The sequence below is a fragment of the Streptomyces sp. NPDC006259 genome (genome assembly GCF_042870975.1).
Classification (GTDB): Bacteria; Actinomycetota; Actinomycetes; order Streptomycetales; family Streptomycetaceae; genus Streptomyces.
This window is the reverse complement of record NZ_JBIAHY010000014.1, coordinates 1-25,044: the sequence shown is the minus strand read 5'-3', so window position 1 is coordinate 25,044 and position 25,044 is coordinate 1. Positions and strand designations below refer to the sequence as shown.

Here is a 25,044-nt window from a genome sequence, read left to right as displayed (position 1 = left end):
AGTTGGCGTCGCCATGGATGGCGCGGGAGGACTCGAGGCTGCGGGAACGCCGAGGTCACGAGCGTCTGCGGGCCGAAGGTGGCGGGCCGGACCATCAGCTGGTCTTCACCGATCGGGTGATCGCGACCCTGGTGATCCTGCGGTTCCAGCTCCCGCACGGGGTTCTGTCCCTCTTCTACGGGGTCCACCGCTCCACCGTCACCCGGGCCGTCCGTGAGATCCGCCCGCTGCTGGCGGCGCGTGGTTTCGCGGTGCCCGGCGAGGCCGGGGTGCGCCTGCACACGCTGGCCGATGTCTTTGCCTACGCCGCCGCGCGGGGCGTTGAATTGCGGCTGGACGGCACCGAGGTGCGGGTGCGGCGTCCGCGAGTGGGCAGGCCGGGACGGCGCGCGTTCATCTCCGGCAAGATGCCGCAGAACACCAAGAAGGCCACGGTCATCACCGACGAACGGGGCCGCACCCTGTTCGTCGGCGCCATCCGCCCCGGTCGCATGCACGATCAGACGGCGGCCAAGAGTGAGGGCATCGAAGACCTCTTCGAGCAGTACCCGCAGGTCAAGGCCAAGATTGATGCCGGACACCGGGGCCTGGCCAAGCGGTTTCCCGAACAGGTCCAGGCCCCGCCGAAGAAGCCCGGCAAGGACGTGTCGCCCGAGGAGATCGTGGCGTGGGAGGCGGCGCGCTTCGCGAACCGCTTGCGTGGCTGGAGGGGGAGCATCGGGGCGAGGTGGTCGATGATCCGGTCCGCCGCCGACTTCGAGATCCCGAACAGCGGGGCGAGCTGCCGCATTGTCAGGTTCGTCCGCCAGTAGGTCGCGACCAGCAGGGCCCGGTCCTCCAACGGCAGGCTCCACCGCCGGCCCCTGCGGACCGCGTCCGCACCTTGACGCCGCAGAACCGTCACCAGCTTCCCGAACAGCCGCGGGCTCAGCCGGGTGAAGGGGGTTATCCAGGACGGTTCGGACGCCGTGATCACTCAAGATCATCACATCGCGGCCCCGGTGCACTTCAAGCCGGTCACTACAATCTGAGCTTCCCCGTCAGCCGCCGTCCGGCGCGACGCTCAGGTCTTGTCGGGCGTGGCGTCCGACTGCAAGGAGGAATGCTCGTCGCGGTCCTCCGGGATGAAGGCGTCGCGGCGGGCGAGGGTTACCGACAGGGGCAGGCCCAGCCGCTCGGCCGCATCTCGACGGGCACGCACCTGTGCTCGGGTCCGGGGACGGAACGAGGGGAGCCGCGAGCACCCACAGCCCGGGCGGTGATCGTAGGTCAACCCCTCTGTGAGTACGGTGGCAACGACGGACCATGCCTTCGTGTCGCGTCGCCGGGGCGCGGCGAAGTCGTAGCCGGCGAAGACCAGCTGCTCACGACAGCCAGGACAGATGCGCTTCCGGATCGGCCACGTGCTGCCCTTGAAGGAGAGCCGGCACGCGACGCACACGTAGTGCCGGAAGGCGCCGTTGAACGCGTGATAGCACATGACTCAAGAGGCTATGCGTCGCCCACGGCCGAGCCCAAGCGGATTCGTGATGCCTGATCTGGCCCGTCAGCCGCTGTAGCGCACGAGGGGTGAGGATGAACGAATAGCGGGACAGTCCTTACGAGCTCGTGCACGGTAAGCGGTGAGGCGTCGAGGATGGCGGTAGGGCTCGGTGTTCACGTCTGCCGTGCCGACATCAGGTCCGCGGTCTGCTGGTGTGAGAGCAGGCTGGCGATGGCCTGGACGGTGTCGCTGATGTGTTCGCGGCGGCCGAGGTGGCGGGCCAGGGCCCGCCAGTTCTTCAGGTGGGCGATGCCGTGCTCGACTCGGATGCGTCGCGAGGAGTGCGCCTTGCGCTGTCTCTCGTACATCTCCTCGTACCAGTCCGGAACGTTCTTCTTGAACTTGCGGTGCGGTGGTGTCACCACCCGTCCGCCGGTCTGCGCGCCCAGGCCCTGGTAGCCGGCATCGGCGAGGATCTCCACCGCGGGCCCGTCGGCCAGGAGCCCGACCAACCCCAACTGACGGGCCTGGGTGATGTCCGCGCAGCTGCCGGGCCTGGTCGGGCTGCAGAACAGCACGCGGCCGTCCTCGTCCGTGACCACCATGGCTTTGACGGCGTTCTGCTTGCTCTTGCCGGAGATGAACTTTTCCCGGTCCTTGCGCCCGGCGGCCGGCCGACGGATCCGGATCTCGGTGCCGTCGATGATCCCGGTCTTCCCGCTGGCGCCGAGATGGTCGACGACCTCGGCCAAGGTCCGCAACCGCACTCCGGGACTGACGGTGCAGCCGCGCTCGGCCAGCAGGGGCCGCACCTCACCGACGGCGCGGGTGACGGTGGAGCGGTCCACCCCGAACCAGCAGGCCAGCACGTCGTGGGTGACCCCGTGTCGGAGGTGCACGAGGGCGGCCAGGAGCCGGTCGACGAAGACCAGCCGGTGCTTCGCGCCGGCACCGATCGCCCGCTTCCGCGGCCTGGACGCAAGCCTGGCCTGGTGCCGTTCATGCCACAACGGGCCGAGCTCAGCCACGAGTTCAGCGATCACGTCGGCCGACAGGCCCGTGATCCTCCGGTCGCTGATGATCGCTGCACGAGACGCGTTCCCCACCACACGACCATGATCAACGATCAGGAGCTCGACGCCTCACCGCTTACCGTGCACGAGCTCGTTAGGCGGGGCTGCCCAGGTAGACGGTCTCCGGAGTGATCCAGAAAAGACTCGCCATAGCACCCAGCGAGTGCCACTCGGTCAGGAACGCGCAACCGCCCGGGGTGGCGATGGCGCCGCTCGGGAGCAGGCGGCAGCAGCTGGGCCACCCTTTCCCACAGGGGATCAGGAACAAGATTCGGCAAGTATCCAGGACATCCTGCCGACCAAGATCGTCGAGCACGGCCCCCGACAGCTCAACCCATTGAAACGATCAGTTAGATCGATTGTGGCGGGATGTTGACTGGCCGACCGTGCGGCGAATCCTGAATGGATTGGGGTCCTGACTGAGACGAGGTGCGGCCTCCTGCAGGGAGGAGTGGGCCAGGGCCGGCCGCGGGCACGCGCAGTTACAGAACGGTGACATGGAGCGGACGGGTCCGCCTTGCAAGATCATTAGATTGTTTATTGCAGCCGTCCCCACGCCCCGTTTCTCAGGGAGTTCAGTGCAGGCGGCATGCGGCTCTCCCACCTGCCTGACCCTGACCTGGAGTCGTCATGCGTCGTTCGTTCCTTCGCGCCACCATCACCGCGGCCGCCCTCGGCGCTGCGGTCCTCGCCCCCACGGCTGCCGCCTTCGCCGCCGGCGACGTCCCCGCAGCCGCTCCCGCCGCCAGCGTGGGTGAACCGGTCGGCACCGAGACACTGCTCGACGGCCTGACCGGCAAGATCTACAAGACTGCCGAGCACACCTACACCGCAGAGATCCACAAGAACGGCTCGTTGCTGGGTGTGCTGCACGTGACCAGCGCATCCGACACCGTGGTGCGCGACTACCGAACCTTCGGAAACGTCCAGGTCGTCCTGGCCTCCGACGCCACTCTGACCTCGCACTACAGTGAGCCCGGCGATCCGATGGGTGAACTGGTGGGGACGCACCCGCTGCGCGGCGGTCTCACCGCCCGCGTCTTCAAGATGAACCCGGGACTGTTCAACGCGACCATCCACGGCAAGGGCGGGAACACCGTCCTCGGCACACTCAAGGCGGGCACGAGCCCGGGTGCCGACGCGTCGGACACCAAGGTCTTCGGCGGTGTGCGCGTCACTTTGCACTCCGACGGCGAAGTCACGAGCGAGTCGGCCGACGGCAGCAAGGGCACCCTCCTGCGCACGGAGACGTTGCCCGACGGCTCGCTCCTCAAGGTGTACCGGCTCCAGTCCGGGCACCACCGGGCCGAGAACATCGTCGACGGGCGTGCCGTCTGCGTCCTGGACGCCTCGGACCACTCCGCCGCCTGCCGGCGCGGCGGCCTCTACCTCGTGCTCACCCCTGACGGTCAGACCTACCACTGGACCGGTAACAGCACTTGGGGCGCCAGGCTCGGCAGGTACGAACTGCCGAACGGCAAGCTGGTGGAACTGGTGCGCGAGAATGGCGTCTACGGGCTGAAGGCCTACCGGGGCGGTCTGTCGATCGGCACCATCCGGGCCGAGAACAACCGCTCGGCGGTCGGTCAGGACGACGGCACCCTCATCGTCCTGAACCCCGACGGCTCCTTCAGCAACCACCTCCTGGGCGGCGCAAAGCAGGGCCCCGCGGTCTTCGTCGACGACGAGGACGGCGCCGAGCCGCAGACCGGCGCCACCGCTGCGGCTACCACCCGGACCACGACAGCCCAGACCACCGTCGTACCTAAGGGCGCTGTGGCTGCGGGCGCGGAGTTGTCGGCCGACAGCGCAGACACGGTGCTCGTTGCCTCGGCGGCCGGCGCCGCGGCGATCGCGGCAGCCGGCATCGCCTTCACCGTCGTCGCCCGCCGCCGCACCCACTGACACCCGCCGGACGCCTGGCCGGCGACGCGCCGTCGGCCAGGCGTCCGGCGAGGCGCACCGCCTGCCCCGGGCGGGCCCGCCCGTTCGCCCACGCTCCTCGCACTCCTTGGAAGGCCATGTCCTCTCACCGTGCCGCCGCCGTGCTGTTCACCCTCCTCACCGGAGCCGTGGCGCTCGGCTGCGGCAGCGGCAACGAGCCAAGGCCGTCCAGTGCGCCGGCCGACGTCCGCCCCACGACCGCCGCGACGGCGTCGTCGGCGGCCGACCCGCGGCCCATGGCCGCGTCCAGACCCGTGCGCGTGCGGATCCCCTCCGCGGGCGTCGACGCCCAGCCCGTGATGGCGCTGGGGCTGGCCGCCGACGGCACGATCGAGGTGCCCTCGGTCGCCCAGGCGGACCGCATCGGCTGGTACGACAAGAGCGTAACGCCCGGGGAGACCGGCCCCGCCATCCTCGTCGGTCACTTCGACACCGCCAAGGGGCCGGCCGTCATGAAGAACGTCTCACGGGTCGAGGCCGGCGACACCATCAGCGTCTCCCGGGCCGACGGCACCACCGCGGACTTCCGGGTGCGCAAGATCGAGCAGGTGAGCAAGAAGACCTTCCCCACCGAGAAGGTCTACGGGAACACCGTGCGTCCTGAGCTGCGCCTGATCACCTGCGGCGGCGACCTCACGGAAGGCCACCGGCCCGACAACATCATCCTGTACGCCGACCTGCTCGCGTAAGAGGGCGTTAATAGGAGAACCGGCAGGCCAAGCACGCGAAGTGGCGCTTGTAGGTAGCCGCATACCGACACATCCCTGAAGCGTAGCGAGAGCGATCTGTCCCTCGCCATCGAGTTGCAGTGGCATTCTGACCACCGCATTAAGGAGTTTGATCGCTGCTCGGCACTGCTGGGGAGCCGCCCAGTCGTCGTCCCGGGGCACCGACGCAGCCACTCTGATCGTCCCCAGCCTCGCCAACTCGCTTCCAGCAGTGCTTGACCAGCGGAAACTCCTGTCCCCTTCGGATCGAAGAACTGCTGGAGAAGCACCTCTTTCGAAGGTCCTAACGTCCATGCCGGGGATCGGAGTCAGGACCGGAGCCCGCATCCTCATCGACGTCGGCAACGGCGGTTCGTACCCGACCGCCGCCCACGTCGCCGCCTACGCCGGCCTCGCCCCGCAACCTGCGGTTCCGGCTCCTCGATCCGCGGCGAACAACCATCCCGCCGCGGAAACAAACAGCTCCAACGGGCCTTCTTCCTCTCCGCGGTCGCCGCCCTGGGCGACCCGACATCGCGCACCTACTACGACAGGAAGATCAGCCAGGGGAAGCACCACACCCACGCCCTCCCCTGCCGCGCGAGACGACGAGCCGACGTGCTCTTCGCGATGCTCCGCGACGGCACCTTCCACGACCCACAGCCCCCCACCAGCTTGAGGAAACCCATAGGGGCCCCCGCAGCGCGCCCATATATAACAGGTAGAGGCTTCTGGCATGAAAAGTCCAGCACCTGTGTAGTGGGACCTGGATGGGCTTCATCAGTCCTGCTCGGGATGCATGCGGCCGCGATTTGACCATGCGTCATTGCGAACGGTCTTCCACGCCTTTAATATTGAGCCCGTTCGACTGAGCAATGCGCGTCAGTTGTTCCGATTGGCCAGTAGGTTAAACTCTGGAAGAGGTGCGACAAATGCGTGGACTGGTTAAAGGGATCGGCGTCACTGCCGCGGCCGCAGGTGCAATGATCTTCGCATCCGGGCCGGCTTCCGCCGACGTGATCTGGCAGCCCTGGGTTGCTCCGAGTGACTATGTATGTTTCAAATCCAAGACGCATGACAAGTCTGACTACGTCGCATTTCAGACCTGCATTGTCCACGGGGCAGGCAGAAACCTGCAGGCCGTGCTAATAGTTTCGAATACCTCGGATAAAAAAATTACGATCTATGGCCAAGTATTCGCTGGCTGGGACTCCAGCGGAGATTATAGCTACTGCAGGCTTTCCGACCTCTCCCCGGGGGCCAGAACCTCATGCTTCGGAGCCACCTCGACCGGAAATCTTGGGGCGAATACCGCCTACAGTTACCTCTACATGAACGGCCAGACGAGCGATGATGCCACTCAGAGCAACACCGTCACCTACTACCTTCAATGAGTGATCGGCAATACGCATGATTCAAATGATCTGTAACGTATGGAGAGCATTGCGCGACTGGTCCGGCGTCAGGTGGCGGCGCGTATCAGCCTCTGTGAGCTGACCTGACGGATCCACCGACACTGGTGGCATAGCGCTTACGTAGGTAAGTGCTGTATGGATGTGAGAGCGTGACGCACTTGAGAACGGTCGTGGCAGTGCTGTCACCGCGAAGTTGAATCACACCGCGCCTGCTCGGTGAACACTGTAAATGCCTCCTGGTCCGTGTATATGGTCAGGGTTCATTCGCTTGCTCGGGGCTCGATTGCTACCCGCCGTTCCCTGCGGTTCCCGTTTGATCAGGCATGGCTGAGCATGATCGGACAACTTCAGCTGCAGCCAACCGGAAGGGCACGCCTTTCCGGCGCACATCTTTCGGCTATTCAACTCCACAAATATGACACGTGAGTGGCGTATCCCGAACCGACCGAAGCCCGGAGAGGGATCTCGCTGAGTTGCGTTCTTGCTGGTCATCACGACCGGTGGGCTCGTACGGTGGTTCGTCGTTGCTCGTGATTGGCCACTGCCGGGCGGCCTCGGACGGCCTCCGGCATGATCACATGAACAGCGTCAACTGACGGATGTGGCCCGCCACTGCGCGGTGACGCACCCCTCCTCCATACCCCACCACCCTTGGCAACCCCATGCTTGGGCAGCCTTTACACCTTGTCGAGATCGCCGGTGGACGGAACGTCCAGGGCGACCATGCCGAACCGTTCGATGCCCTCGCCATCGACACCGAGTTCACGGAACGCGCTGATCACGCTCTGCCGTGCGGCAGCTCCCGAGCCGCTGTTACGGAACATGATGAGGCGGATCGTGCAGTTCGTCATGGTGCACAGGATGCACAGGCCTGCCACATCGGCCGCAGGTGGGTGACCGATGAGGGTCGCTTTCGATACAGGTTTGTCAGTGCGTCAGCCGACGAGATCTGGCCAGGACGGCGGGCGCGCCGACCGATCAGGCGCGCGCGTGTATCGCTGCGCTCCCACCGGTCTCAACCACGCTACGGGTGTCGTCGAGAAGGGCAAGCCGCACCGGCGCCGGGGCGTACGGAGAACCCGGTGTTGCCTCGTCCAGGTCTCAGTCCTGGGGAGTTGTTTGAGCTTCGGCGACGGGTTGGCGACTGAAGAGGAGTCGAAGTGCAGCAGTGACATCACTAGTCTCATCGCGAGGAGCTGGGAGCTGTTCGTGTCCGTCCAAGCGTGGTTTTTAGTCAACTTCCAAGCCACTCATGAGAACCCCTTACTCCTGAAGATTCGTTCACATAAGGTCTCGAGAGATCGTTTGCGGTGCTCGAGTCGGTGATTGGGGAGATCAAGTATGAAGTTTGTCTCTAAGGGAGTTGCGGTAGCTGCTGCAGCCATCAGCATGGGTTTGCTCGCAGCGGGCCCGGCGTCTGCGGCAGCGGCGGAGTCCAACTGGCGTGGAGCTCCTGGCGGCACTTGGGCTTGCAGTGCCGCAAAGACCCATGCGGCATCTGACTACATCAGTTTCAAGAGCTGCTTCATCTTCAATGACAGCCGGACGTATGTGCAGTCCATGCTTGTTGTCGACAACACGTCAGGTAACAAGGTGAAGATCGAGGGACTTGTCACCACGAACTTCGGCGGAGACGTCCACTGCGGTCTGTCGGACTTCAACTCTGGTCTTCGCACGGTGTGTCTGGGGCCGACCAAACCCGTGTCTTCCTCAGGAAGTATGACGTCGAAGCTGATAATGAACGGCTACGTGGACTACAACTGAGTATGGCTTCGCGGATTGGTAACGGGCGGTCTCTCCCGTCGTCACCCACTGATAGTGGCGCGCCTCACACCCGGCATGACGATGGAAGAACTCGGTACGGGCATCTGTACGCCAGCCGCCCGGCGGGGGCTGCGCACAGGCGTCGACGTGGCGCGGATTCGTAAATGGCAGCGCGGCGTCAGACCCAACGAGGAATCCCAGACCTACATCGCCGAAGCTCTCGGCTGGCCTGCGGACATCGTTTGCGCCGATGACTGGCCGAACTGGCTGCCACTCACCACCGACGGCATCCTCCCCCTCGGCCCCCACAGCTCCGTGTCCGCCCTGAGAGACCCCTGCGAACAGCGGTGGAACGCCGCACCTTCATGACGATCTCCGGCGCATCCCTAACCGCGCTGGCCGCGACCTGGGCCACAGCCCCCACCGCCGCCCTCACACGAACCCGCGACGGCGAGCCGGTCGGCGAGGAATTCATCGCCCTCATGGAAAGCACCACGCAGGGCCTCGCCAGCCCCCCGCCCAAGAACGCCACGAAGACCTGGAAGGAGTCCCCGGACCCGGCCTTTGATGCCAAGCTGGAGCGAATCGAGTACGCGGTCAACGAGCGTCCTGACCGCACGTTCGCCTTCGACGAGTTCGGGCCGCTGGGCATCCGCACCACCGCCGGCTCCTGCTGGGCCGAACAGAGCCGCCCCGACCGGCTGCCTGCCACCTACCGGCGCACACACGGCATCACCTACTTCCACGGTCGCTGCTGTGTCGGCGATAACAAGCTGTGGGGTGTCAACCGGCGCCGCAAGGGCATCGACCACACCTGGGCCGCCCTGCGGTCTATCCGAGCAGCCGGCCCGGACGGCGACCCGATCTACGTGATCCTGGACAATCTCTCCGCCCACCTGAACTGGAAGATCCGCAGGTGGGCGGCCAGGAACAAGGTCGAGCTGTGTTTCACGCCCACCTACGCGTCCTGGGCCAACCCCATCGAGGCTCACTTGGGGCCGCTGCGGCAGATCACGCTCGCCAACTCCCACCATCCGAACCACACCGTCCAGACCTGGACCATGCACGCCTACCTGCGCTGGCGCAACCAGAACGCCCGCACTCCGACGTCCTGGCCACCCAACGCCGCGAACGCGCACGCGTCCGCAGCGAACGAGGTCCTCGCTGGGGCGGCAGGCCACTGCCGGCCGCAGCCTGACCCCCCTCAACCCGGCGAAGTCACAGCATTAGTCGTCGAACTCGAAGCCCGAAGCCTCCGCACGGGCAATGATGTCGCGGACTGCCTCGGGGCTCGTGATGACGGATTCGACGGCCGTCTTGAGTCGTGCGAGGTCGCCCGAACTGCCGACCGCGCAGAACATGCCAGCCTCGCTGTCGAAATCGACGTGCGCGGCAATATCCGGCCAGGCAAACCGCACGAAACTCTCCCAGAAGTACCCGTTCGGCTCGTGCCCGGCGGCAACTATTGCGGCATCGGCAGCCAGGCCGCCGGCATCCAACGTCAGCGAGTGCTCGCCATCGAAGTCATGGAGGTGGATGGTCACGGCGCGATCGTCTCACCCCAGCACACGAACCGTTCGTCCGGTCCCTCACAACCCTCGAACCGAGCCAGTGAACCTTCTCGGTCACAGCACTGGGCGGAGGTGGCCTTGGCCGTCGCCGACGCGCTACGGCGGGAGGCGTTCCAGGAGGCACTGGTCGCGACGTATGTGTGGGGCAAGGGCAAGCGCGGCGCTCCCGGCGGCAGCGGCCCGGCCACCCTGCACAAACTCCTGGCCTTCGACGGCCTCGACACGGCGCTGGCCACCGCACTGCGCGAGCACGGTGCACCATAGGCGTACGCCGCACTCCACCGGCAAGTTCCCGGGCTCGGGCCGGCCTTCTTCACCAAGTTCCTCTACTTCACCGGCCTCGCGCTGCCGCCCGCCCACGGCCGCACCGGCGGACGCCTGAGGTGGATGGCCGCCGCGGTCGGCCGCGAGAGCGGCCACGATGCGGACGGCTCGGTCGCCGCCTGGGTCTGGTCGGACAGCAACTGGTCGCCCCACCGCTGGCGCATCACGGTGCGGTGCATCTGGGTGGCGTCGCGCAGGTCACGGTGGACGGCTCGCCCCACGCGCCGGGGAGCCACGGCGCTCTCGGCTCCGTCCCCCGGCTCCGGCAATCCGCCACGAGGCGGGGCGCTGCGTGATCTACCGGATCGCGGTTGCCTGGGACCACACTGCTTGCCACTGGTCGCCGTCGTTCTCATAGGTGTCGGTGTGCCAATAGCTCGCGCGGGGGACTCGATGGTGCCCGAAGATCACCTCCAGCGTGGCCTGGTAGCGGATGACGGCGGCGTCCCCGAGGACGCGGACGTCGATGGGGCCGGGTTCCCATTCCACGTAGTCGATGTCTCGGGTCGCGATCGCCTGGAGATATGCGTCTTTGGACAGCACATGGCCGACGGGGGTGACGAGCTGGAAGTCCGGTGCGTGTAGTTCAGAAGCGGCACCGATGTCGCCCGCGACGAGCGCGCGGAGTCTTGCCCGTTCGACCTCGCGGATCTGCTCGGCGATCGCACCGCCGACCGGGACGGCTGCTGTCTGTTCCATGAATTTCACTCCTGACGGGTTGAGAGGCTGGGCAGGGGGCGCGGAACACCCCGATGGCCAGGTCGGCTCGGGAAGCACCTCTGCGGCTTAATTGGACGGACTGGCAACTTCCGTCCAATTGGACTTGTAGACGCTGAGAGTACATGGCGTCAGGATGTCGGCATGGCGGACGACCGAACAGAACACATCCTCGATGCCGCACTGACCGCTTTCTGTCAGTACGGCTACGGCAAGACCACCATGCAGGACATCGCCCGCGCCGCCGGGATGTCCCGGGCTGCTCTGTACCTGCATTTCCCCAGCAAGGAAGATCTCTTCCGGGCAGGGTCCCGCCGGGCGCACTCCCGGGCGCTCGTTGAGGTGGACACGGCTCTCGCCGAGCAGGGCGACGTGCTGTCCCGAGTCGATGCCGCGATGGCCGCCTACTTCGGAGGACTCCTGGCGCAGATCTCGTCGAGCGTGCACGGGGGGGAAGTCCTCGACGCGAGTCTCGATGTCGCCGGGGACGTCGTCAGGGAGGCCCATGCGGCTCTGGTCGCCCGGCTCGCCTCCGCGCTCCAGGCCGCCGCGGCAGCGGGCGAAGTGCAGTTCTCGACCTCCGACGCGACCGCCGAGGACATCGCGCTTCTCCTCCTCGCGGTCGCGGACGGGCTGAAGAAGACCACCACAGACCCGCGGTTGCGGCAGGAGCGGAAGGCGTTGTTCCTCCGACTGGTGCACGCGGGAATCGCACCCCCGCGCCACCCGCTCTCAGAAGACAACGCCCCGCGCTGACGTCACGCACTGCCCGCGCCCCTCCCCGACGCCCCAGGAGCTCACCATGGCGACCGAGTGTGACTCAACCCTCTCCGCCGGGTGGTCGAGATGTCGTGAGGACGACGACGGGCCTCTACCCGAAAACTCCTCGACCGTGCGGGGGCTGGCAGAAATACAAGCCTTCGAGACGAGCGGGGCGGGCGGTCACCCGGACAGGTGGCCGCCCGCGCGTTGTCACAGGCTGAGGTGGAACCGCATGGTCGTGCCGTCGTCGCCGGTGTGCATGCGCACCAGGTCGGCCACGTAGTGGACCAGCATCAGGCCCCGGCCGCCGCGGGCGGCGGCCGGCCAGCCGGCCCGCATCGCGGACCTCACACACCAGCTGCCCCCGCTCGGCCCAGACGGCGAGTGTCCCGCGGCCTCCGCCGTGGACCACGCTGTTGGTCGTCAGCTCCGCGACCGCCAGCTCCACATCCATCAAACGCTCCCCGGCCATGCCCAGCCGCATGGCCTACGAGCGCGAACCGGGTGCTCGGGGCCGGCCCCACCGCGCCCGGGGCAGTGACCGCGGCTGTGACCGACGCGGTGACACCGCCGGCTGTGACATGCCCCCCGTAGCGTCCGCCGACCCGACTCAGGCCCAGCTCTCACTCAAGACCGCTCAGCGAGTGCAGTTGCGCGAACTCGTCAGCGAGTATGCCCATCACGACGAGATCATGGTGCTGGCCGGCGAAGAACACGTGATCGCGCAGGCGCCCCTCCTCGGTGAAGCCGAGCCGGTGGTGCAGTGCCAGCGATGGCTCGTTGTGCGCGAAGATCCGCGCTTCGCACTTGTGGTAGCGCCGCTCGGCGAACATGAACCGCAGCAGCATCACCACAGCCTCTGCCGCGTAGCCCTTGCGCCGGTGCCCGGCGCCCATAGTGATTCCGTACTCGAACCATCCCGCACGTGGATCTGCGTGGTGCGATCCGACAGCCCCGACGATCTGCCCCGTGTCCACGGCTTCGATGGCCAACCCGAAGCAGTCGCCGTCGGATTTCGCGACGGCCTGGTCCTTCGCCCAGGCGCGGAACCCCTCGGCAGACCGGGGCGGGTGCAGCAGGTCTCCCAAGCACTCCTCGTCGACGGCGAAGCCCATGAACGCCGTCCAGTCGTCGGGCTCGATACCGCGCAGGCGTACCCGCTCACCAGTCCAGAACGAAGTCATCCCCTATTCGATCATGTCGCATGCGCGAGGCACAGGCCCTCCAGACCCCTGCCTGGACGCCAGGTCATACCGGTGGAGCCAGATCAACTAGGTACGTCAGTGCTGCGGACTTCTACTACGGGGAGATGGAGATGCGCCGCCACGCCGACGACATCCCCCGCAGTGAACGGGGACTGCTGACCGCATACTGGGCGCTGCCCGGCTACGGCCTGCGCGCCTCCCGGGCCCTGGCCTGGCTCCGCGCCGCCATGCTCCTCACCATCGTCCTGCTGATGGCCTTCGGCCTCGCCCAGGACACCCCGAAGCAGACCGCGACCGGCACCGTCCCAGCCGGCGGGGGCAAGGTCACCTTCGAGATCGACAAAAACGATCCCCACAACCCCACCGGCAACAAGTTCACCGGCAAGCGCTTCGAGATGGCCCCGAACGTCACCCTCAACTCAGTGGTATTCCGCGCCTCCGGACAAGACCTGACCACCACCGGCACCTACACCGAGATGACCTCCCGCCTCACCGAACCCATCCTGCTGGGCCTGGCCCTCCTCGCCGTCCGCAACCGCGTCAAACGCTGACAGCCCTGCCCCGTGGCCGAGCCTTGTGAACGGTTCGACCGAACCGTTTCCGGCGTCCTTCTCTATGGGTGAGCACGCGCAGCGCAGGCTCGCCCGCGCTATAGCCTCGGCCTGTGACCAACAGCGGCAGCCGAACGGATGGATCCGGCCGCCTCCCGAGACGGTGAACAACCGCTGTCGAGACTCGGGTTCTGGCTCACTTTCCGTGGAGTGGTTACGGAGAGTCAAATCTTCGGTGCCATGCGATGCCTGTCGGGATGGACACGAAGCTGGGGTGAGGTGAGTTCCAGGGCCCGGTTGTCGCGTCCGGCGCTCATGTGGTTGAGCCAGCGTTCGTACCAGTCGAGGAAGTCGGTGGCGGAGGAGACATTGGGGCCCCAGAACCCGTCGCTGTTGCCGATGAGGACGCGGCCGGTGAGGGGTCCGGTCACCGCGATGACGCATACGTCGGTGCAGCCCATTTCGATGACGTGGAGGAAGAGGTCGCGCCCGTGACCCCTGGGTTCTGCGTCGTCGAATCCGCGAGGTTTCCCCGGTTCCTCACGCGGGTTCATGACCAGCAGGGAACACCGCTCCAGCGGCATGAGGCCGTAAAACGGCGCCGCGCCTGAACCGCCGATGTGCGTGAGGAACTGCCGGTAGGCGTCGGGCAGGGCGATGTCGTGCTCGGCCTCGAACGCAGCGACGCGTGCTTCTGCCAGCTTCGGACCGAGGCGGAACTTGTGTTGCTCTTCTCCGAAGGAGTGGCTACGCAGTGGTTGGAACGGAATCGCGGCCAGCTTGCGACGCAGGCGGGGTATGCGGGGATCCATCGTGCATCTTCTCTCGTCCCCGTCACCCTATGGGTGGCTGTGGTCAGCTGGCCAGAAGAACTCTCTTCCTCAGGAGAGCGAAGCCGGCCCGGCCGAACATCTGGCGTTTGAGCATCTTGATCCGGTTGACGTGTCCTTCGACGAGGAGTTCCAAGGCCGCGTGAGCCCGGCAATGACGGCATCACGGTCACGCGGACGCCTCCGGCCTGGACTGGCGACGGCCGCGCTCAGGTCGTCGAGGGGCAGCTCCTGGTGGTCGTCAGCGACTGGCTGTAGCTCGAGTGGCGTGTTTCGCGGGCAGGCAGGCCTGGCCCGGAGGGCCTGGATGGTCTGGTTCGCCTCGTCCACGGCAAGGTAGCGGTCAGCAGCCATGCGACCCGCTCGGCGAAGCGCGGCTCTGGCACGGGGATCTCAACGCCGGGGTGGCGGGTGTAGTGCCGGGTGACGGTGTCGGCGACGTAGTTGGTCAGAGCGTCGATGCGGTGGCGCCTTCGCGGACGGGTGCCGGGACCGGCGTAGAGCCGGTGGAGGGTGTGCAGGACGGTGGGGAGGCTGGCGTCGAAGCTGATCGTCTGCGGGGGGCAGGTGCCGACGACGGTGAGGGTGTCGGTGTCGGTGGCTGTTGTGACCCGGTGTGCCTGCTGTCGGTAGAAGTCGGCGGCGTGCTGTTCGCCGCTGGACTGGTGGTAGAGGGAGAGGGAGTAGCAGGCGGGGGCGTGGTTGTCGCCGGCGGCGTACTGCCACCAGAAGCGGGCGCCTTCTGGGATGCCGGCGATGTGGAGTGCGCAGCCGAGGAGCCAGGCGGAGTGCAGGTCGGGCATCTGGTCGGTGAGGAAGGTGAGGGACTCCTCGGTGACGGTGGTGATGGCGGTTTCGCACAGGGTGGTCAGGTGGCGGGCGGCGGCCTGCTGGTGGGGGTTGGGGCTGGGGGACGGTTGGGGGGTAGGGAGGTCGGCGGGGTAGGGGGTGTCTTCGTAGGGGACGGTGTCGTCGGGGACGTCGGGCTGGGGGTGGAGGCGGGCGCGGGCGAGGAGGTGGTCGATGGCAGTCATGGCGGGCGGGGTCACTCCGGGGTCGGGGTGGTGAGGAGGGCTTCGACGGTGGCGCGGGCGTGGTGGTCGACGGCGTGGGTGAGGGCGGGGGCGATGCCGAGGACGTGGGCGATGGCGTGGTGCGGTATGCCGCACAGGTAGTGCAGGACGGCGACGTCCATCTGGTCTTCGGGCAGGCGGGTGATGGCGTCGAACAGGTCGATGAGTTCGGTGAGGACGACGAGGTGGCCGGGGGCCGCGGGATGGTTGTGGACCTCGCGGGTGGAGAAGACGGTGGCGCGCAGGTCGGGGCGGCCGTCGTGGTGGCGGGGGGCTCGGAGCATGACGCGGGAGCGCAGCAGGCGCCAGGCGTAGCGGTGGAGGTTGTCGCTGGTGGTGGCGTGTTCCCAGCAGATCCAGAGGATGTCGAAGGCCTCGGAGACGACCCAGCGGGCTCGTTGGTCGGTGAGGAGGAAGGCGCGGGCGTAGTCGGTGTAGACGCCCCGCATGTCGTCGGTGAACGCCTGGTAGGGCAGGGGCGGCTCCTCTCCGTCGTGGGCGACCTGCTCTATGCAGCGCCTGATCCAGTCGTCGCCCTTGCCGGCTTCCCGTGCGGCCGCGGCCCACAGGCGGCGCAGCGGCCGGGTGGGCAGTCCCAGGGCGCGGGTGACGCTGAACGTGATCTCCCAGGGCGGGTAGTAGCCGTTGCCGCGCAGGAGTTCGCTGATACGGGTCTTGGAGTAGCCGGAGCGGTCGACGAGGTCGTCGAGGGTCAGGCGGCTGGCGAACAGGGCGGTGCGCACGGGCTCGAGCCAGGCGCAGTGTGAGGGGCCTGCGTCCGAGGAGATCGGAGCCGGCGGCCGACCGCGCTTGACTGTGGTGTGCAGGGGCGGAGGCTGGTGGGCCGGCCCGGGGAGGGGCATCATCGCGCGCCCTCCTGGTTATCCGTTGCGGCAGGATGGGCCTCGGCTGGGTGGGCGGGGCGGTCGGGCGCTGTGAGTGCCTGGACGATCTGCTGGACGAGCAGGCCCAGGGAGGGCAGCAGGACCGCAGCGGCGGCCGCGTGCCCCAGCACGATCATGATCGTGCTCCACGTGAGGACCGCCGCCAAAACGGCAGCGGTCACCACCTTCTTACTCGACATTGCACTCGGTTTCTAAGAGGGATAGCGGCAACGGCCCTTCCTGGCAGCGGTGCTGAAGCGCTGTCAGGAAGGACCGCCAGCATGACCCCACTTCAGCCGACCACGCCACGTGATCATGGAGTTACGGAACAATGGGCGGCTACGCCACACCGCGCTACCTCCCGCCACCCCGGCGGCGCGAGCGGAACTCCTGAAGGTTCAGCACTTTGGGGCGGATACGTCGCTTCTGACCACCAGCGGTGACATGTCCGTCATCATGGAAGGCGAAGGCGCCACTCGACGCCGCACCCGGTGCGGCCCCCTGTGCTGAAGACCCAAGAGGGGGCCGCACAACCATCACGATGATCTTCACCCTTCATGCACATCTAACACACTCGTTGATCACATTCGGTATGCTCCGGGGCTCTGCTCGCACCACTGAGGGGGGAATCCTCATGCGTATCAGCCACGCGCTGGCCGTCGTCGCCGCGGCCGTCTCCGTCGCCGCCGTCACCGCCGGCCCGGCCCAGGCCGCCGAATACTCGTCCGCACTGAAGGTCAAGGGCGTCCAGTACGACGCCCCCGGCTCCGACTCCAACCGGTGCTCCGGCGGCAACACCAAGAACGAGTACCTGACCATCAAGAACTACTCGCGCACCGCGAAGGTCAACCTCAAGGGCTACGTCGTCAAGGACGCCACCGGCAACAAGTACACCTTCACCGCCAACCACACCCTCGAGCCCGGCGACTACATCAAGCTCCGCGGCGGCAAGGGCACCAACTCCGACGCCGGCAACGTCGTCTACCGCCAGAACTGCAACTTCATCTGGAACAACGACAAGGACACCATCTACCTCCTCAAGCCCGGCGGCGCCAAGGCCGACGTCCACTCCTACACCAAGCGCGCCAACGACGCCGACGGCAACGGCTACATCAACTACCACGGCTGACAGCCGACGGTTCCACAAACGCGTGTGCCCTCCCCCGGAACAACCGGGAGGAGGGCATACGCGTGCTACCGCGGCTCCTGCGCATGAGCGGCGAGTGGTGTCCGGAAGGCGCGAGCGGTGGCACCGGCCGGGCCGCGGCGTCGACGACAAGGCCCGGCCCGCCCCCGTGCACCTCACTGACCGGGTCCGGGTACGGCGCGACATCGGCTCCGGCCGGGAGCATGCAAGCCGGGCCGCCGCCCGGCCGGGTTCCGGGGCGGGCCGCAGGCGGTGGCTCGTACTGGATCGGGCTGGACATGTTGCGGAGCGGCCGCGTTGTCGCCGACCACCCTCCGTCCGGGCAGCGCAGTCGCGTCGGACGCGGGCGGACACGAGCCAACCGCGGCTGCCTTGAAACGGGGAGATCGTCCATAACGGTGAGGCAGGTCCATTGCTCGTCCGTGCGCTCGAACTGGCGGTGTCCGGCGTGCGGTTCGTTGCCCAGCCTCAGCCGGCCAGTCGCAAGACAGGTGCGGCTGGTGTCTGTGGACAGTCATGATCGTTAGACCGCACATGATGACGCGCACTTCGGCACGTAAGGCTGTCCTGACGGTGACGCTGCTGGGAGTCGGCACGGTTGCATCCCCGGCCTGGGCGGGAGGCGTCGGCGACTTTCTGTCGCCGGCCTTCGGTACAAGCTGCACTAACCACCACGTCATCCGTGCGGACGGAGTGACCACCCACGGGACCGGTGCCGGCAACGGCAACCTCGCCGGGCTGCCAATCGGAAGTCCAGCCAACCAATGCGGCGGCGCCGACCTGCCCACCGAGCAGGAACTGGAAGCTGCTCTTAACTCAGCCCTCCGCGACTTCCTCAGGCCCCCTACCAGTGGCCGGGCGGTTGACGGGTTGCTTCCCTCCTTGGGGTGAAGCTGCCTTCGGGCAGCTCGACACCTCATGCAATGGGTAAAAAAGTAGGCACGACGCAAAGAGGGGAGGTGCGTGATCATGGCGGGAATCCTGAGTAGCTTGGTCGGCGTTCTTTCTGGGCTCCTCTGACGGCATGTTCTGCGCAAGCCGCGACTAGCCGATGTCAGAAGGTGAATGAGCTGACCGGGTCTGGAGCGTGGCTCCGGTCTCGGCGGGATCGCATCAACTACGGCCTGCCCGCCGGTGCCACCCCACTCCGGGTGGAGAGTCTTGACCTTCGTCTTGGTGGAGACGGCGTCGGCTCGGAGGCGGGGCGGCTGCGTCGGCCGCCGATGGCGTGGACGACGGACACGGCGCTCGTCGCCCGGTTCCTGGAGCGTGCTGGTTCCGGCAACGTCCGTCACGCTGACGCCGGCCGTCCCGATCCCACTCGCCATCAGGTAGCCCCGGTTCCCGCTCAGACGGCGATACGTGGGCAACCGCCACTTTACGGTGACGACCTGACATCGACTTCGACTGACTTTGGCCCCTGGAGGCGTGATGAGAGACCTGGCTCCTGGCATCTGCCGCCAGCGGGCGATCATCGAAGGCATCGCGCCGGCCAAGCTCACCGATGCCAAGATCCGCGAGTACCTGAGCCAACTGGCACAGGTACTCGACATGGTGGCACTCACCGAACCTGTGACGCACCGCTCACCGAAATACGGGGAAGCTGCGTGGGTCCACTGGGAGACATCCGGCGCGCACTTCTACGCCTGGGACGAGCCGGTGCCGTTCTTCAGCGTGGACATCTACACCTGTAAGCCATTCGAGCTCAGCGACGCGGTGAACTACACCCGTGACTACTTCGCCTGCCGACACGGAAACCTTGTCTTCAAAAGTGTCTGAAGCTGGCGGCCGGTGCCCGGTCTTGGCTGACGTTCTCTGAGAAGTCTTCAGTGCCTCCCTACTCCCCCCGACAAGCTTCAGACCCGACCGGCCTCGAGCTGGTGATCATCGTCAAAGCGCATGACCGGACCAACCGGACCATCAATGACTACCCGGCCATCGCCGCTCAGTGGCACCCGGACCTGAACGCCGACCTGGGCCTGGCGCAGATCGGTCCCGGCTCTCACAAGGTTGTGTTCTGGCGGTGCGACGACGGTCACGTCTGGCAGGCCCAGGTCCATTTCCGTGTCGCCGGGACCCGCTGCCCGCACTGCGCCGGGTACGTACCCTATGGCCGGACCACGCTCAGCGAGCACTCGCCCTGCTTGGTAGCAGAGTGGCGGCTTGCGCCAGGGCCGGCCGCGATGCACCGGCCAGGCGTTTGGCCGACATGCCCGAACTGTTCGCGCTGGTGGTCCCCGACACGGCACCGGCCGACGTGGCGGAACTACTGGTCAACTCCCGCGTAGGGCTGGGATGGCGCTGTTCCCGGGGCCACCGCTGGGAGGTGAAGGTGAGCCACCGGACCGTCGCTGGGTCGGGCTGCCCGGCCTGCGCCCGGAGGAAGCGGGCTCCCGCTCTTCCCGAGCCGCGGCCGGGCCTGGCGGCGCAGTGCTCTGGCAGCGGTGACGGCGGGTCTCCCACTGGACGGTGACGGTGGTCTCGTCGTCGATGGTGAGGCGGGCGGCTTCTGCAGGGCCGGACCGGTCTTGTTCTTCGCGTGGACGCCGGCCATCGCCCACTCGCGGGCTTCCTCGTTCGACAGGTTGAGCACCTGCGTCTCCTGGGCGAGGCCGCGGGTGACGACTTGGACGCGGCCGTGGTGGTCGCTCGGCATCGGGATGGGGCTGACCTCGGGCAGGAGCATGCGCCAGGCTTGAGGGTGTAGCGGACCGGGATCCGGGTGGGAAAGTTCTCGCGCATCTCCGGGCCGCCGATGCCACGTGCGGTGGCGGACTGCGCGACCAGGAGCACGTGAAGGCGGATTTGGTGGCCCATGAACAGCATCTCGGCGAGCGCGTCGACGGCCGGGGTCGTCTTCGGGTCGCCGGACTCGCGGATCTTCGCCCAGTACCGCTTGAGCTGCGCCATGGTCGCGTTGACCTCTTCGAGGAGGATCACCAGCCTCGGGCCGACGCGCCAGGGTTCGCGTTCGAGGACGTCGTCGGCCAGCTGCTCCGCGAGGACGAGTCGGCGCCGGCTTCCTGGGCGAGCCAGATCAGCGCGTCGTGGATCTCGGCGATGTCCCGGCACAGGTCACCGGTATGGCCCATCAGTTCGGGCGGCCCCGCCTGCGCGGCTCAGACGATAAGAGCATCCCGGCATATCAGGCCGGGACCTCCGTCAAGGAAGGGAGACGTCATGCGCCGACTCAGCACCGTCCTGTTGGGAGCCGCCGCACTCGTCGGCATTCTCGCCATGCCCGCCCAGGCAGCCCATGCCACCGCAGCACCTACTGCATCCGCAGCTGCTCCCACCGACATCCTGCCCCCCGGGTTCACGCTGCCCACCATCACCATCCCCAACATCAAGCTGCCCGAGATCCCCGGTGTCAAGCTGCCCGAGATCCCCGGTGTCGAGCTGCCCGTATTTTCCGACTGATCGAGGCGCGGTCATCTAGCGCCGTGTGAAGCTCGGCGCTGAGGCCAACGCAAGCCACGTCCGGCATCGGGGCCGCCTCCTAGGTGCGACGGCCCCGATGCCGCCGGGCTTTGACGGACGCGCACGTACGCATCGCTTTCTGGCCTGAGCCCCGATGCGGGCGCGTACCGCGGCCTCGATGCGTTGGGCGAGGTCAGCACGGGCCGGCGAATCTGGTCCTTCACGTAGCGTTTCGCGGTCCGCCGCCGGAGACATTGAGCGTGTCGGCAACAGATGCACCTGGTGTGCTAGCCACAGACGAGGCGCCGGCTGGCCAGGCTCCGCGCTGAGGACGTGGTAGACCGCATCACCCTGCCACAGGCAGGACGCACCCGCGTGTGGATTACACCAGAGCTGCGCGGCCGACGACCGCCGAAGACGGCTTCGAACCGCGCAGCGGTGCGGCTGCGAATCGAGCAAGCACGCGCCGACGAATGACTTCGTCAAGGGGCAGACTCTTTGGAGCATGCGCTGGAAGACCGCAGCCAATTTCTCAATAGCGCCTTCGCCGGCCGGCTCTCTATCTCCCGCCAGTAACCTCGACGGCCGCAGCTGCACCATTTCTTGACGTCCCAGAGATCGCGGTCAAATGCTCTTGGAGACGATGTTCTCTTAGTCACGGGTGTAGTCCACCGCGTCGCTGAGCTCAAAGGGCTTGCAGGTATAGATGTCCACGATGAAGAACGGCACCGGCTCGTCCCAGGCGTAAAGGTGTGCGCCTGATGTCTCCCAGTGGACCCACGCCGCTTCCCCGTATCTCGGTGAGCGGTGCGTCACCGGCTCCGTGAGCGCCACCATGTCGAGTACCTGAGCCAGCTGGCTCAGGTACTCGCGGATCGCGACATCGGCGGGCCGAAGCGTCAGCCGGGCGGCGAGGCGGTGCCGTGGTGCGCCTGGGCCGCGCGCAGGTACTCGGCCACGCGTGCCAGCGCTCGTGTGTCATCGGTAGACCTCGGGGCGAGGAACTGGGGGTAGATGAGTTCTGGTGCCAAAACCGCACCGTCGCCGAGCTCTTCGTACAGTTCCTCGACGCGCCTGCGTACCCACTGCTCCACGGGGGTGCAGTCGAGCCAGAACGGCAGGTTCATGCCCTGCTCTCCCAGAGTGTCCACAGTGTGCTCGATCGTGTCGCTGATGGCTTCTTGGGGAGTCAGTACCTGGATAGGACGCCGTTCGGGGGTGAAAGGAGCGAGGTCCGGGTCCGGGTCCCGGTCCGAGGCGCAAAGCAGGGCGGCGGCGAGGTGACGGGCGATGACGGGGGAGCAGTGGAAGCCGTCGCGGTAGGTACCGGTGGCGAAGACCAGGCCCGGAAGGGAGCAGGGGCCAAGGAGCGGAAAGCAGTCCAGCGGGATGGGACGGGCGCCCGACATCAGCCGCTGGATGCGGCCGAAGGCCAGGTCGTGGTCGAACTGTTCGCACACGCCGCGCATCAGGGAGTGGGTGGAGCCGAGCTCGGGGCCGGTGATCGGCGTGGTGGTGATCAGGTTGGTGGCGCCGATGTAGTACTGCCCGGTCTGGGGCAAGGGCACCAGGTGCATGCCGCAGGTGGCGGCGCGGTTGGGGGTGCGCAGCACATGCCGGGTGCCGGGCAGGCTGGTGGTGGTACGGGTGACCAGCAGGGACACTCCGGTGCCGTGCAGCAGCGGCGGTACGGCTCCTGGTGGCAGAACGGTGTCGGCCAGGCGGCTGCTGGCCGCGCCCGCGGCCAGGACGACCGTGCCAGCCGGCAGCACGCTGCCGTCCTCCAGGCGCGCCCCGGTGACCGAGGAGGCCCCGGTCACCAGATCGCGGACTGTACCGGGCACCAGGTGCACGCCCATCTGCCGTGCGGCTGCCTCCAGGGCGGTGAGGGCGGTACGGGCGTCGACGCAGCCCTCCCGCTCCAGGTGCAGGACCTGCAGCGGGCGGGCGTCACAGCGGGGCGACAGGCCCTCGACCGTGCCTGGGTCCACCAGCGCGTGCGGTTCGCCGTGTGCCGCGGCGGCGTCCCGCATGGCGCGGAAGTTATCCCCGGCGACGAGCCCGGACCGCCCGCCGTAGAGGACGAAGGTGCCCTCGACGTGGGAGTCGCGCAACGCCTTGCCCGCGCTCCCTGCGGTGTCGACGAGCATGTCCAGCCAGTTCGGCCAGGCGTCCAGCGCCCGGCGGGCCAAGGCGAACCGGGCCCGCGCGGCGGGATGCCGCGCGGTATAGCGGGTGACCTCACCGAAGCAGTTCAGCATCGCCCCGGCCGCGGGTGTGGCCGCCATCGGACGCTGTGGGGGTCCCACCACCGTCACTCGGGTCTCGGGTGCCTGCCGTACCACCTCCACCGCCACGGACAGCCCCAAGGCGCCGTTTCCGATCACCAGCACATCCGCGCTGCCCATCGCATCCACCTCGCTCTTTCGCTGCCTGAACTCGCCGTACGGTGGGCACGGCGGCGCCACTGTCTGGCATGGCGGAACTCTGTGCGCACTTCGCTGCCGAAGCCGTCCCCAGTCTGGCCACCGTTCGCCCAGCGTGCAGACTCAGCGGGGCGAACGAGTACCCGACGGCAGGTTCCGCACCTACGAGGAGCAGGCACAGCGCCACCGGGCTGTGTAGCGAACTGCACTCGGTCGGTCGGTTTCTTCAGCGGTGTCCGGCGGTGCTGACGCTATGCGGCGGGCCCGTCGTGCCGTGGCCCTGTACAGAGCACACTGGGCGTTCAGGAAGATGCTCGATCGGGTCGCCGACGAAAACCTGCCCGTTCGGATCGAGCTGGGTGTCCGGTCGCGTACGGGACACTCGTGGCATAGACAGGACGGTATGAATGACGCAGCATCGATGCCTTCGCCCGAGGCACGGTCCAGCGGCGGATCGTCCGAGCGCGGTCGTGACCGGATCGTCGCGGCATCGGAAGAGGGAGCATGGGCGGGGGCGGTCCACGGCGGTGTCGCGCTGGCAGAGGACGTGCAGGGCGAAGCGGTAGCGCCGGTGTCCTCGGCCGCCGACATCAAGCGGCTGGCCCGGGCCTTCCGGGCGTCGAAAGTGCTGCTGACCGCCGTGGAACTCGGCCTCTTCACGGTGCTCGCCGCCCAGCCGCTCGATGCCGACCGGCTGCGGGACCGTCTCGGGCTGCATCCACGGGCCGCCCGGGACTTCTTCGACGTGCTGGTGGCCCTGGGGCTGCTGCGGTACCAGGACGGGACGTACGCCAATACGGCGTTGTCTGCCCAGGTACTGGACCGAGCGGAGCCGGGTTACATCGGCGCCGCTTTCGAACGGCACGGCGGTCGGACCTATGACTACTGGGGCGGGTTGACCCATGCGCTGCTCACCGGGCAGCCGCAGAGCGAGGCCCGGACAGACGATGACCTGTACTCGGCCCTCTACAACGACGCCGAGGAACTGCGGGCCTTCCAGAAGGCCATGACCGCGCGGTCCGCGCCCGCCGCCTCCGTGCTGGCCGAGCGGTTCTCCTGGCAGGACCACCGGGTGGTGGTGGACATCGGTGCCTCGGAAGGGGACCTGCTGATACGGGTCTTGCGCAGGCATCCCCATCTAACGGGGATCGGCCTGGACCTGCCTGCTGTGCGGCCCGTGTTCGACGAGTACGTGACCGCGCAGGGGCTGGCGGACCGACTGTCCTTCACCGGCGCCGACTTCTTCACGGCCCCGTTCCCGGCGGGAGACGTCGTGGTGCTGGCGCACATTCTGCACAACTGGGACCTGCCCACCCGGCGGATGCTGTTGCGCAAGGCATATGAGGCGCTGCCCCCCGCGGGTCAGGTGGTGATCGTCGAAATGCTCATCGACGAGAACCGCCGCAGTGCGCCCGCGCTGCTGCGGAGTCTGAACATGCTCATCCAGACGTCCGGGGGTGGTGCCTTCACCGCCGCCGAGGCCGGGGACTGGCTGGCCGAGGCGGGCTTCCGGCAGGTGCGGGTGGCACCCCTGTCAGGCGCCGAGAGCATGCTCGTAGCGGAGAAGTAGACACAGGGAGGATTGAACGGAGGATTGAACGCATGGGAACACAAGACACCGTGTAACCTCCAGCGTTGAAATTCGCTTCGAACTAGGCACTGTTTCTCGGATCTCCTGACGTGAGTGGGGTGTTGGGGTCAGGCTTGTCGTATGGGCCGTGGGGATCTGACGAACGCGGAGTGGGACC

General features: G+C 67.2%; 27 protein-coding genes and 8 pseudogenes. 18 read left to right on the top strand and 17 right to left on the bottom strand.

The window, feature by feature from the left end:
* Positions 1 to 17 precede the first annotated feature (17 nt).
* A pseudogene (locus tag ACFYO5_RS37545) lies at positions 18 to 581 on the top strand (transposase family protein); the annotation flags it as partial.
* A 101-nt stretch (positions 582 to 682) separates the two neighbouring features.
* On the opposite strand, the pseudogene ACFYO5_RS37540 reads toward ACFYO5_RS37545, so the two are convergent.
* From ACFYO5_RS37540 to ACFYO5_RS37525, 4 genes and pseudogenes are all read right to left on the bottom strand, one after another.
* Positions 683 to 976 (bottom strand): annotated as a pseudogene (locus ACFYO5_RS37540) (transposase family protein); the annotation flags it as partial.
* An 87-nt stretch (positions 977 to 1,063) separates the two neighbouring features.
* Positions 1,064 to 1,480 (bottom strand): hypothetical protein, encoded by a 417-nt coding sequence (locus ACFYO5_RS37535; RefSeq protein ID WP_388718159.1) that lies wholly within the window; start codon positions 1,478 to 1,480, stop codon positions 1,064 to 1,066.
* 176 nt (positions 1,481 to 1,656) lie between these two features.
* A complete protein-coding gene (locus ACFYO5_RS37530; protein WP_388718157.1) occupies positions 1,657 to 2,511 on the bottom strand; it encodes a transposase family protein in 855 nt (284 codons plus the stop codon).
* Positions 2,512 to 2,711: 200 nt separating this feature from the next.
* Positions 2,712 to 2,834: pseudogene (locus tag ACFYO5_RS37525) on the bottom strand (IS5/IS1182 family transposase); the annotation flags it as partial.
* A gap of 352 nt (positions 2,835 to 3,186) precedes the next feature.
* Between ACFYO5_RS37525 and ACFYO5_RS37520 the strand changes: the two are divergent.
* The 4 genes and pseudogenes from ACFYO5_RS37520 to ACFYO5_RS37505 all read left to right on the top strand — a co-directional run bounded on the left by ACFYO5_RS37520 (position 3,187) and on the right by ACFYO5_RS37505 (position 6,601).
* Complete coding sequence (locus tag ACFYO5_RS37520) at positions 3,187 to 4,461, top strand: hypothetical protein (RefSeq protein ID WP_388718154.1); 1,275 nt, start codon at positions 3,187 to 3,189, stop codon at positions 4,459 to 4,461.
* A gap of 116 nt (positions 4,462 to 4,577) precedes the next feature.
* A complete protein-coding gene (locus ACFYO5_RS37515; protein WP_388718151.1) occupies positions 4,578 to 5,189 on the top strand; it encodes a class F sortase in 612 nt (203 codons plus the stop codon).
* A 196-nt stretch (positions 5,190 to 5,385) separates the two neighbouring features.
* Positions 5,386 to 5,870 (top strand): annotated as a pseudogene (locus ACFYO5_RS37510) (transposase); the annotation flags it as partial.
* A gap of 269 nt (positions 5,871 to 6,139) precedes the next feature.
* Positions 6,140 to 6,601, top strand: a complete 462-nt coding sequence (locus ACFYO5_RS37505; RefSeq protein WP_388718148.1) for a hypothetical protein — start codon at positions 6,140 to 6,142, stop codon at positions 6,599 to 6,601.
* A 698-nt stretch (positions 6,602 to 7,299) separates the two neighbouring features.
* Here the strand turns inward: ACFYO5_RS37505 and ACFYO5_RS37500 are convergent.
* The gene (locus ACFYO5_RS37500; protein ID WP_388718145.1) at positions 7,300 to 7,473 is read right to left on the bottom strand and encodes a DUF4265 domain-containing protein; all 174 of its coding nucleotides are present in this window, start codon (positions 7,471 to 7,473) and stop codon (positions 7,300 to 7,302) included.
* Positions 7,474 to 7,963: 490 nt separating this feature from the next.
* Here ACFYO5_RS37500 and ACFYO5_RS37495 point away from each other — a divergent pair, with 490 nt between their 5' ends.
* The 3 genes and pseudogenes from ACFYO5_RS37495 to ACFYO5_RS37485 all read left to right on the top strand — a co-directional run.
* On the top strand, positions 7,964 to 8,386 hold the full coding sequence (locus ACFYO5_RS37495) for a hypothetical protein (protein WP_388718142.1): 423 nt from the start codon (positions 7,964 to 7,966) through the stop codon (positions 8,384 to 8,386).
* A gap of 75 nt (positions 8,387 to 8,461) precedes the next feature.
* Positions 8,462 to 8,755 carry a hypothetical protein gene (locus tag ACFYO5_RS37490; protein ID WP_388718139.1) on the top strand — a complete coding sequence of 98 codons (294 nt, stop codon included), beginning with the start codon at positions 8,462 to 8,464 and terminating at the stop codon, positions 8,753 to 8,755.
* Positions 8,756 to 8,916: 161 nt separating this feature from the next.
* A pseudogene (locus ACFYO5_RS37485) lies at positions 8,917 to 9,584 on the top strand (transposase); the annotation flags it as partial.
* A 28-nt stretch (positions 9,585 to 9,612) separates the two neighbouring features.
* Here the strand turns inward: ACFYO5_RS37485 and ACFYO5_RS37480 are convergent.
* Positions 9,613 to 9,930, bottom strand: a complete 318-nt coding sequence (locus ACFYO5_RS37480) for an Imm51 family immunity protein (protein ID WP_388718136.1) — start codon at positions 9,928 to 9,930, stop codon at positions 9,613 to 9,615.
* Positions 9,931 to 10,035: 105 nt separating this feature from the next.
* On the opposite strand from ACFYO5_RS37480, the gene ACFYO5_RS37475 reads away from it, so the two are divergent.
* Together ACFYO5_RS37475 and ACFYO5_RS37470 are read left to right on the top strand one after the other, a co-directional pair.
* Complete coding sequence (locus tag ACFYO5_RS37475) at positions 10,036 to 10,221, top strand: hypothetical protein (RefSeq protein ID WP_388718133.1); 186 nt, start codon at positions 10,036 to 10,038, stop codon at positions 10,219 to 10,221.
* Between the two features lie 60 nt (positions 10,222 to 10,281).
* Positions 10,282 to 10,401, top strand: a pseudogene (locus tag ACFYO5_RS37470) (hypothetical protein); the annotation flags it as partial.
* Positions 10,402 to 10,578: 177 nt separating this feature from the next.
* Here ACFYO5_RS37470 and ACFYO5_RS37465 read toward each other — a convergent pair.
* Positions 10,579 to 10,980: a nuclear transport factor 2 family protein gene (locus ACFYO5_RS37465; RefSeq protein WP_388718131.1), complete on the bottom strand. Its 402-nt coding sequence runs from the start codon at positions 10,978 to 10,980 to the stop codon at positions 10,579 to 10,581.
* 162 nt (positions 10,981 to 11,142) lie between these two features.
* Between ACFYO5_RS37465 and ACFYO5_RS37460 the strand changes: the two genes are divergently transcribed.
* On the top strand, positions 11,143 to 11,754 hold the full coding sequence (locus tag ACFYO5_RS37460) for a TetR/AcrR family transcriptional regulator (protein ID WP_388718129.1): 612 nt from the start codon (positions 11,143 to 11,145) through the stop codon (positions 11,752 to 11,754).
* Between the two features lie 216 nt (positions 11,755 to 11,970).
* Here the strand turns inward: ACFYO5_RS37460 and ACFYO5_RS37455 are convergent.
* Positions 11,971 to 12,247: pseudogene (locus ACFYO5_RS37455) on the bottom strand (ATP-binding protein); the annotation flags it as partial.
* A gap of 136 nt (positions 12,248 to 12,383) precedes the next feature.
* Complete coding sequence (locus tag ACFYO5_RS37450) at positions 12,384 to 12,944, bottom strand: GNAT family N-acetyltransferase (RefSeq protein ID WP_388718126.1); 561 nt, start codon at positions 12,942 to 12,944, stop codon at positions 12,384 to 12,386.
* 101 nt (positions 12,945 to 13,045) lie between these two features.
* Here ACFYO5_RS37450 and ACFYO5_RS37445 point away from each other — a divergent pair.
* Positions 13,046 to 13,516, top strand: a pseudogene (locus ACFYO5_RS37445) (hypothetical protein); the annotation flags it as partial.
* A 224-nt stretch (positions 13,517 to 13,740) separates the two neighbouring features.
* Here ACFYO5_RS37445 and ACFYO5_RS37440 read toward each other — a convergent pair.
* The 4 genes from ACFYO5_RS37440 to ACFYO5_RS37425 all read right to left on the bottom strand — a co-directional run bounded on the left by ACFYO5_RS37440 (position 13,741) and on the right by ACFYO5_RS37425 (position 16,503).
* On the bottom strand, positions 13,741 to 14,328 hold the full coding sequence (locus ACFYO5_RS37440; RefSeq protein WP_388718124.1) for an SMI1/KNR4 family protein: 588 nt from the start codon (positions 14,326 to 14,328) through the stop codon (positions 13,741 to 13,743).
* 227 nt (positions 14,329 to 14,555) lie between these two features.
* Positions 14,556 to 15,380: a hypothetical protein gene (locus tag ACFYO5_RS37435; protein WP_388718121.1), complete on the bottom strand. Its 825-nt coding sequence runs from the start codon at positions 15,378 to 15,380 to the stop codon at positions 14,556 to 14,558.
* 11 nt (positions 15,381 to 15,391) lie between these two features.
* Positions 15,392 to 16,162: a sigma-70 family RNA polymerase sigma factor gene (locus ACFYO5_RS37430; RefSeq protein ID WP_388718118.1), complete on the bottom strand. Its 771-nt coding sequence runs from the start codon at positions 16,160 to 16,162 to the stop codon at positions 15,392 to 15,394.
* 119 nt (positions 16,163 to 16,281) lie between these two features.
* On the bottom strand, positions 16,282 to 16,503 hold the full coding sequence (locus ACFYO5_RS37425; protein WP_388718115.1) for a hypothetical protein: 222 nt from the start codon (positions 16,501 to 16,503) through the stop codon (positions 16,282 to 16,284).
* Between the two features lie 434 nt (positions 16,504 to 16,937).
* Here ACFYO5_RS37425 and ACFYO5_RS37420 point away from each other — a divergent pair, with 434 nt between their 5' ends.
* Positions 16,938 to 17,432, top strand: a complete 495-nt coding sequence (locus ACFYO5_RS37420; protein ID WP_388718112.1) for a lamin tail domain-containing protein — start codon at positions 16,938 to 16,940, stop codon at positions 17,430 to 17,432.
* Positions 17,433 to 18,881: 1,449 nt separating this feature from the next.
* Positions 18,882 to 19,229: an S-adenosylmethionine decarboxylase gene (locus tag ACFYO5_RS37415; RefSeq protein ID WP_388718110.1), complete on the top strand. Its 348-nt coding sequence runs from the start codon at positions 18,882 to 18,884 to the stop codon at positions 19,227 to 19,229.
* 77 nt (positions 19,230 to 19,306) lie between these two features.
* On the opposite strand, the gene ACFYO5_RS37410 is transcribed toward ACFYO5_RS37415, so the two are convergent.
* Positions 19,307 to 19,510, bottom strand: coding sequence for a hypothetical protein (locus ACFYO5_RS37410; RefSeq protein WP_388718198.1), 204 nt, complete (start codon positions 19,508 to 19,510; stop codon positions 19,307 to 19,309).
* On the opposite strand from ACFYO5_RS37410, the gene ACFYO5_RS37405 reads away from it, so the two are divergent.
* Complete coding sequence (locus ACFYO5_RS37405) at positions 19,412 to 19,738, top strand: zinc-ribbon domain-containing protein (protein ID WP_388718195.1); 327 nt, start codon at positions 19,412 to 19,414, stop codon at positions 19,736 to 19,738. The two genes, ACFYO5_RS37410 and ACFYO5_RS37405, sit on opposite strands and share 99 nt — an antisense overlap.
* The gene (locus ACFYO5_RS37400; protein ID WP_388718107.1) at positions 19,660 to 19,923 is read left to right on the top strand and encodes a zinc-ribbon domain-containing protein; all 264 of its coding nucleotides are present in this window, start codon (positions 19,660 to 19,662) and stop codon (positions 19,921 to 19,923) included. Before ACFYO5_RS37405 ends, ACFYO5_RS37400 begins: the two co-directional genes overlap by 79 nt.
* A gap of 463 nt (positions 19,924 to 20,386) precedes the next feature.
* Here ACFYO5_RS37400 and ACFYO5_RS37395 read toward each other — a convergent pair whose 3' ends face one another.
* The gene (locus ACFYO5_RS37395; RefSeq protein ID WP_388718104.1) at positions 20,387 to 20,542 is read right to left on the bottom strand and encodes a hypothetical protein; all 156 of its coding nucleotides are present in this window, start codon (positions 20,540 to 20,542) and stop codon (positions 20,387 to 20,389) included.
* An 88-nt stretch (positions 20,543 to 20,630) separates the two neighbouring features.
* Between ACFYO5_RS37395 and ACFYO5_RS37390 the strand changes: the two genes are divergently transcribed.
* Positions 20,631 to 20,870 (top strand): hypothetical protein, encoded by a 240-nt coding sequence (locus tag ACFYO5_RS37390; RefSeq protein WP_388718102.1) that lies wholly within the window; start codon positions 20,631 to 20,633, stop codon positions 20,868 to 20,870.
* A gap of 651 nt (positions 20,871 to 21,521) precedes the next feature.
* On the opposite strand, the gene ACFYO5_RS37385 is transcribed toward ACFYO5_RS37390, so the two are convergent.
* Together ACFYO5_RS37385 and ACFYO5_RS37380 are read right to left on the bottom strand one after the other, a co-directional pair.
* Positions 21,522 to 21,746 (bottom strand): S-adenosylmethionine decarboxylase, encoded by a 225-nt coding sequence (locus ACFYO5_RS37385; protein WP_388718192.1) that lies wholly within the window; start codon positions 21,744 to 21,746, stop codon positions 21,522 to 21,524.
* A 23-nt stretch (positions 21,747 to 21,769) separates the two neighbouring features.
* Entirely contained in the window at positions 21,770 to 23,278 is a 1,509-nt protein-coding gene (locus ACFYO5_RS37380) for an NAD(P)/FAD-dependent oxidoreductase (protein WP_388718100.1), read from the bottom strand.
* A 328-nt stretch (positions 23,279 to 23,606) separates the two neighbouring features.
* Between ACFYO5_RS37380 and ACFYO5_RS37375 the strand changes: the two genes are divergently transcribed.
* A complete protein-coding gene (locus ACFYO5_RS37375) occupies positions 23,607 to 24,866 on the top strand; it encodes a methyltransferase (RefSeq protein ID WP_388718097.1) in 1,260 nt (419 codons plus the stop codon).
* The last annotated feature ends 178 nt before the right edge of the window (positions 24,867 to 25,044 follow it).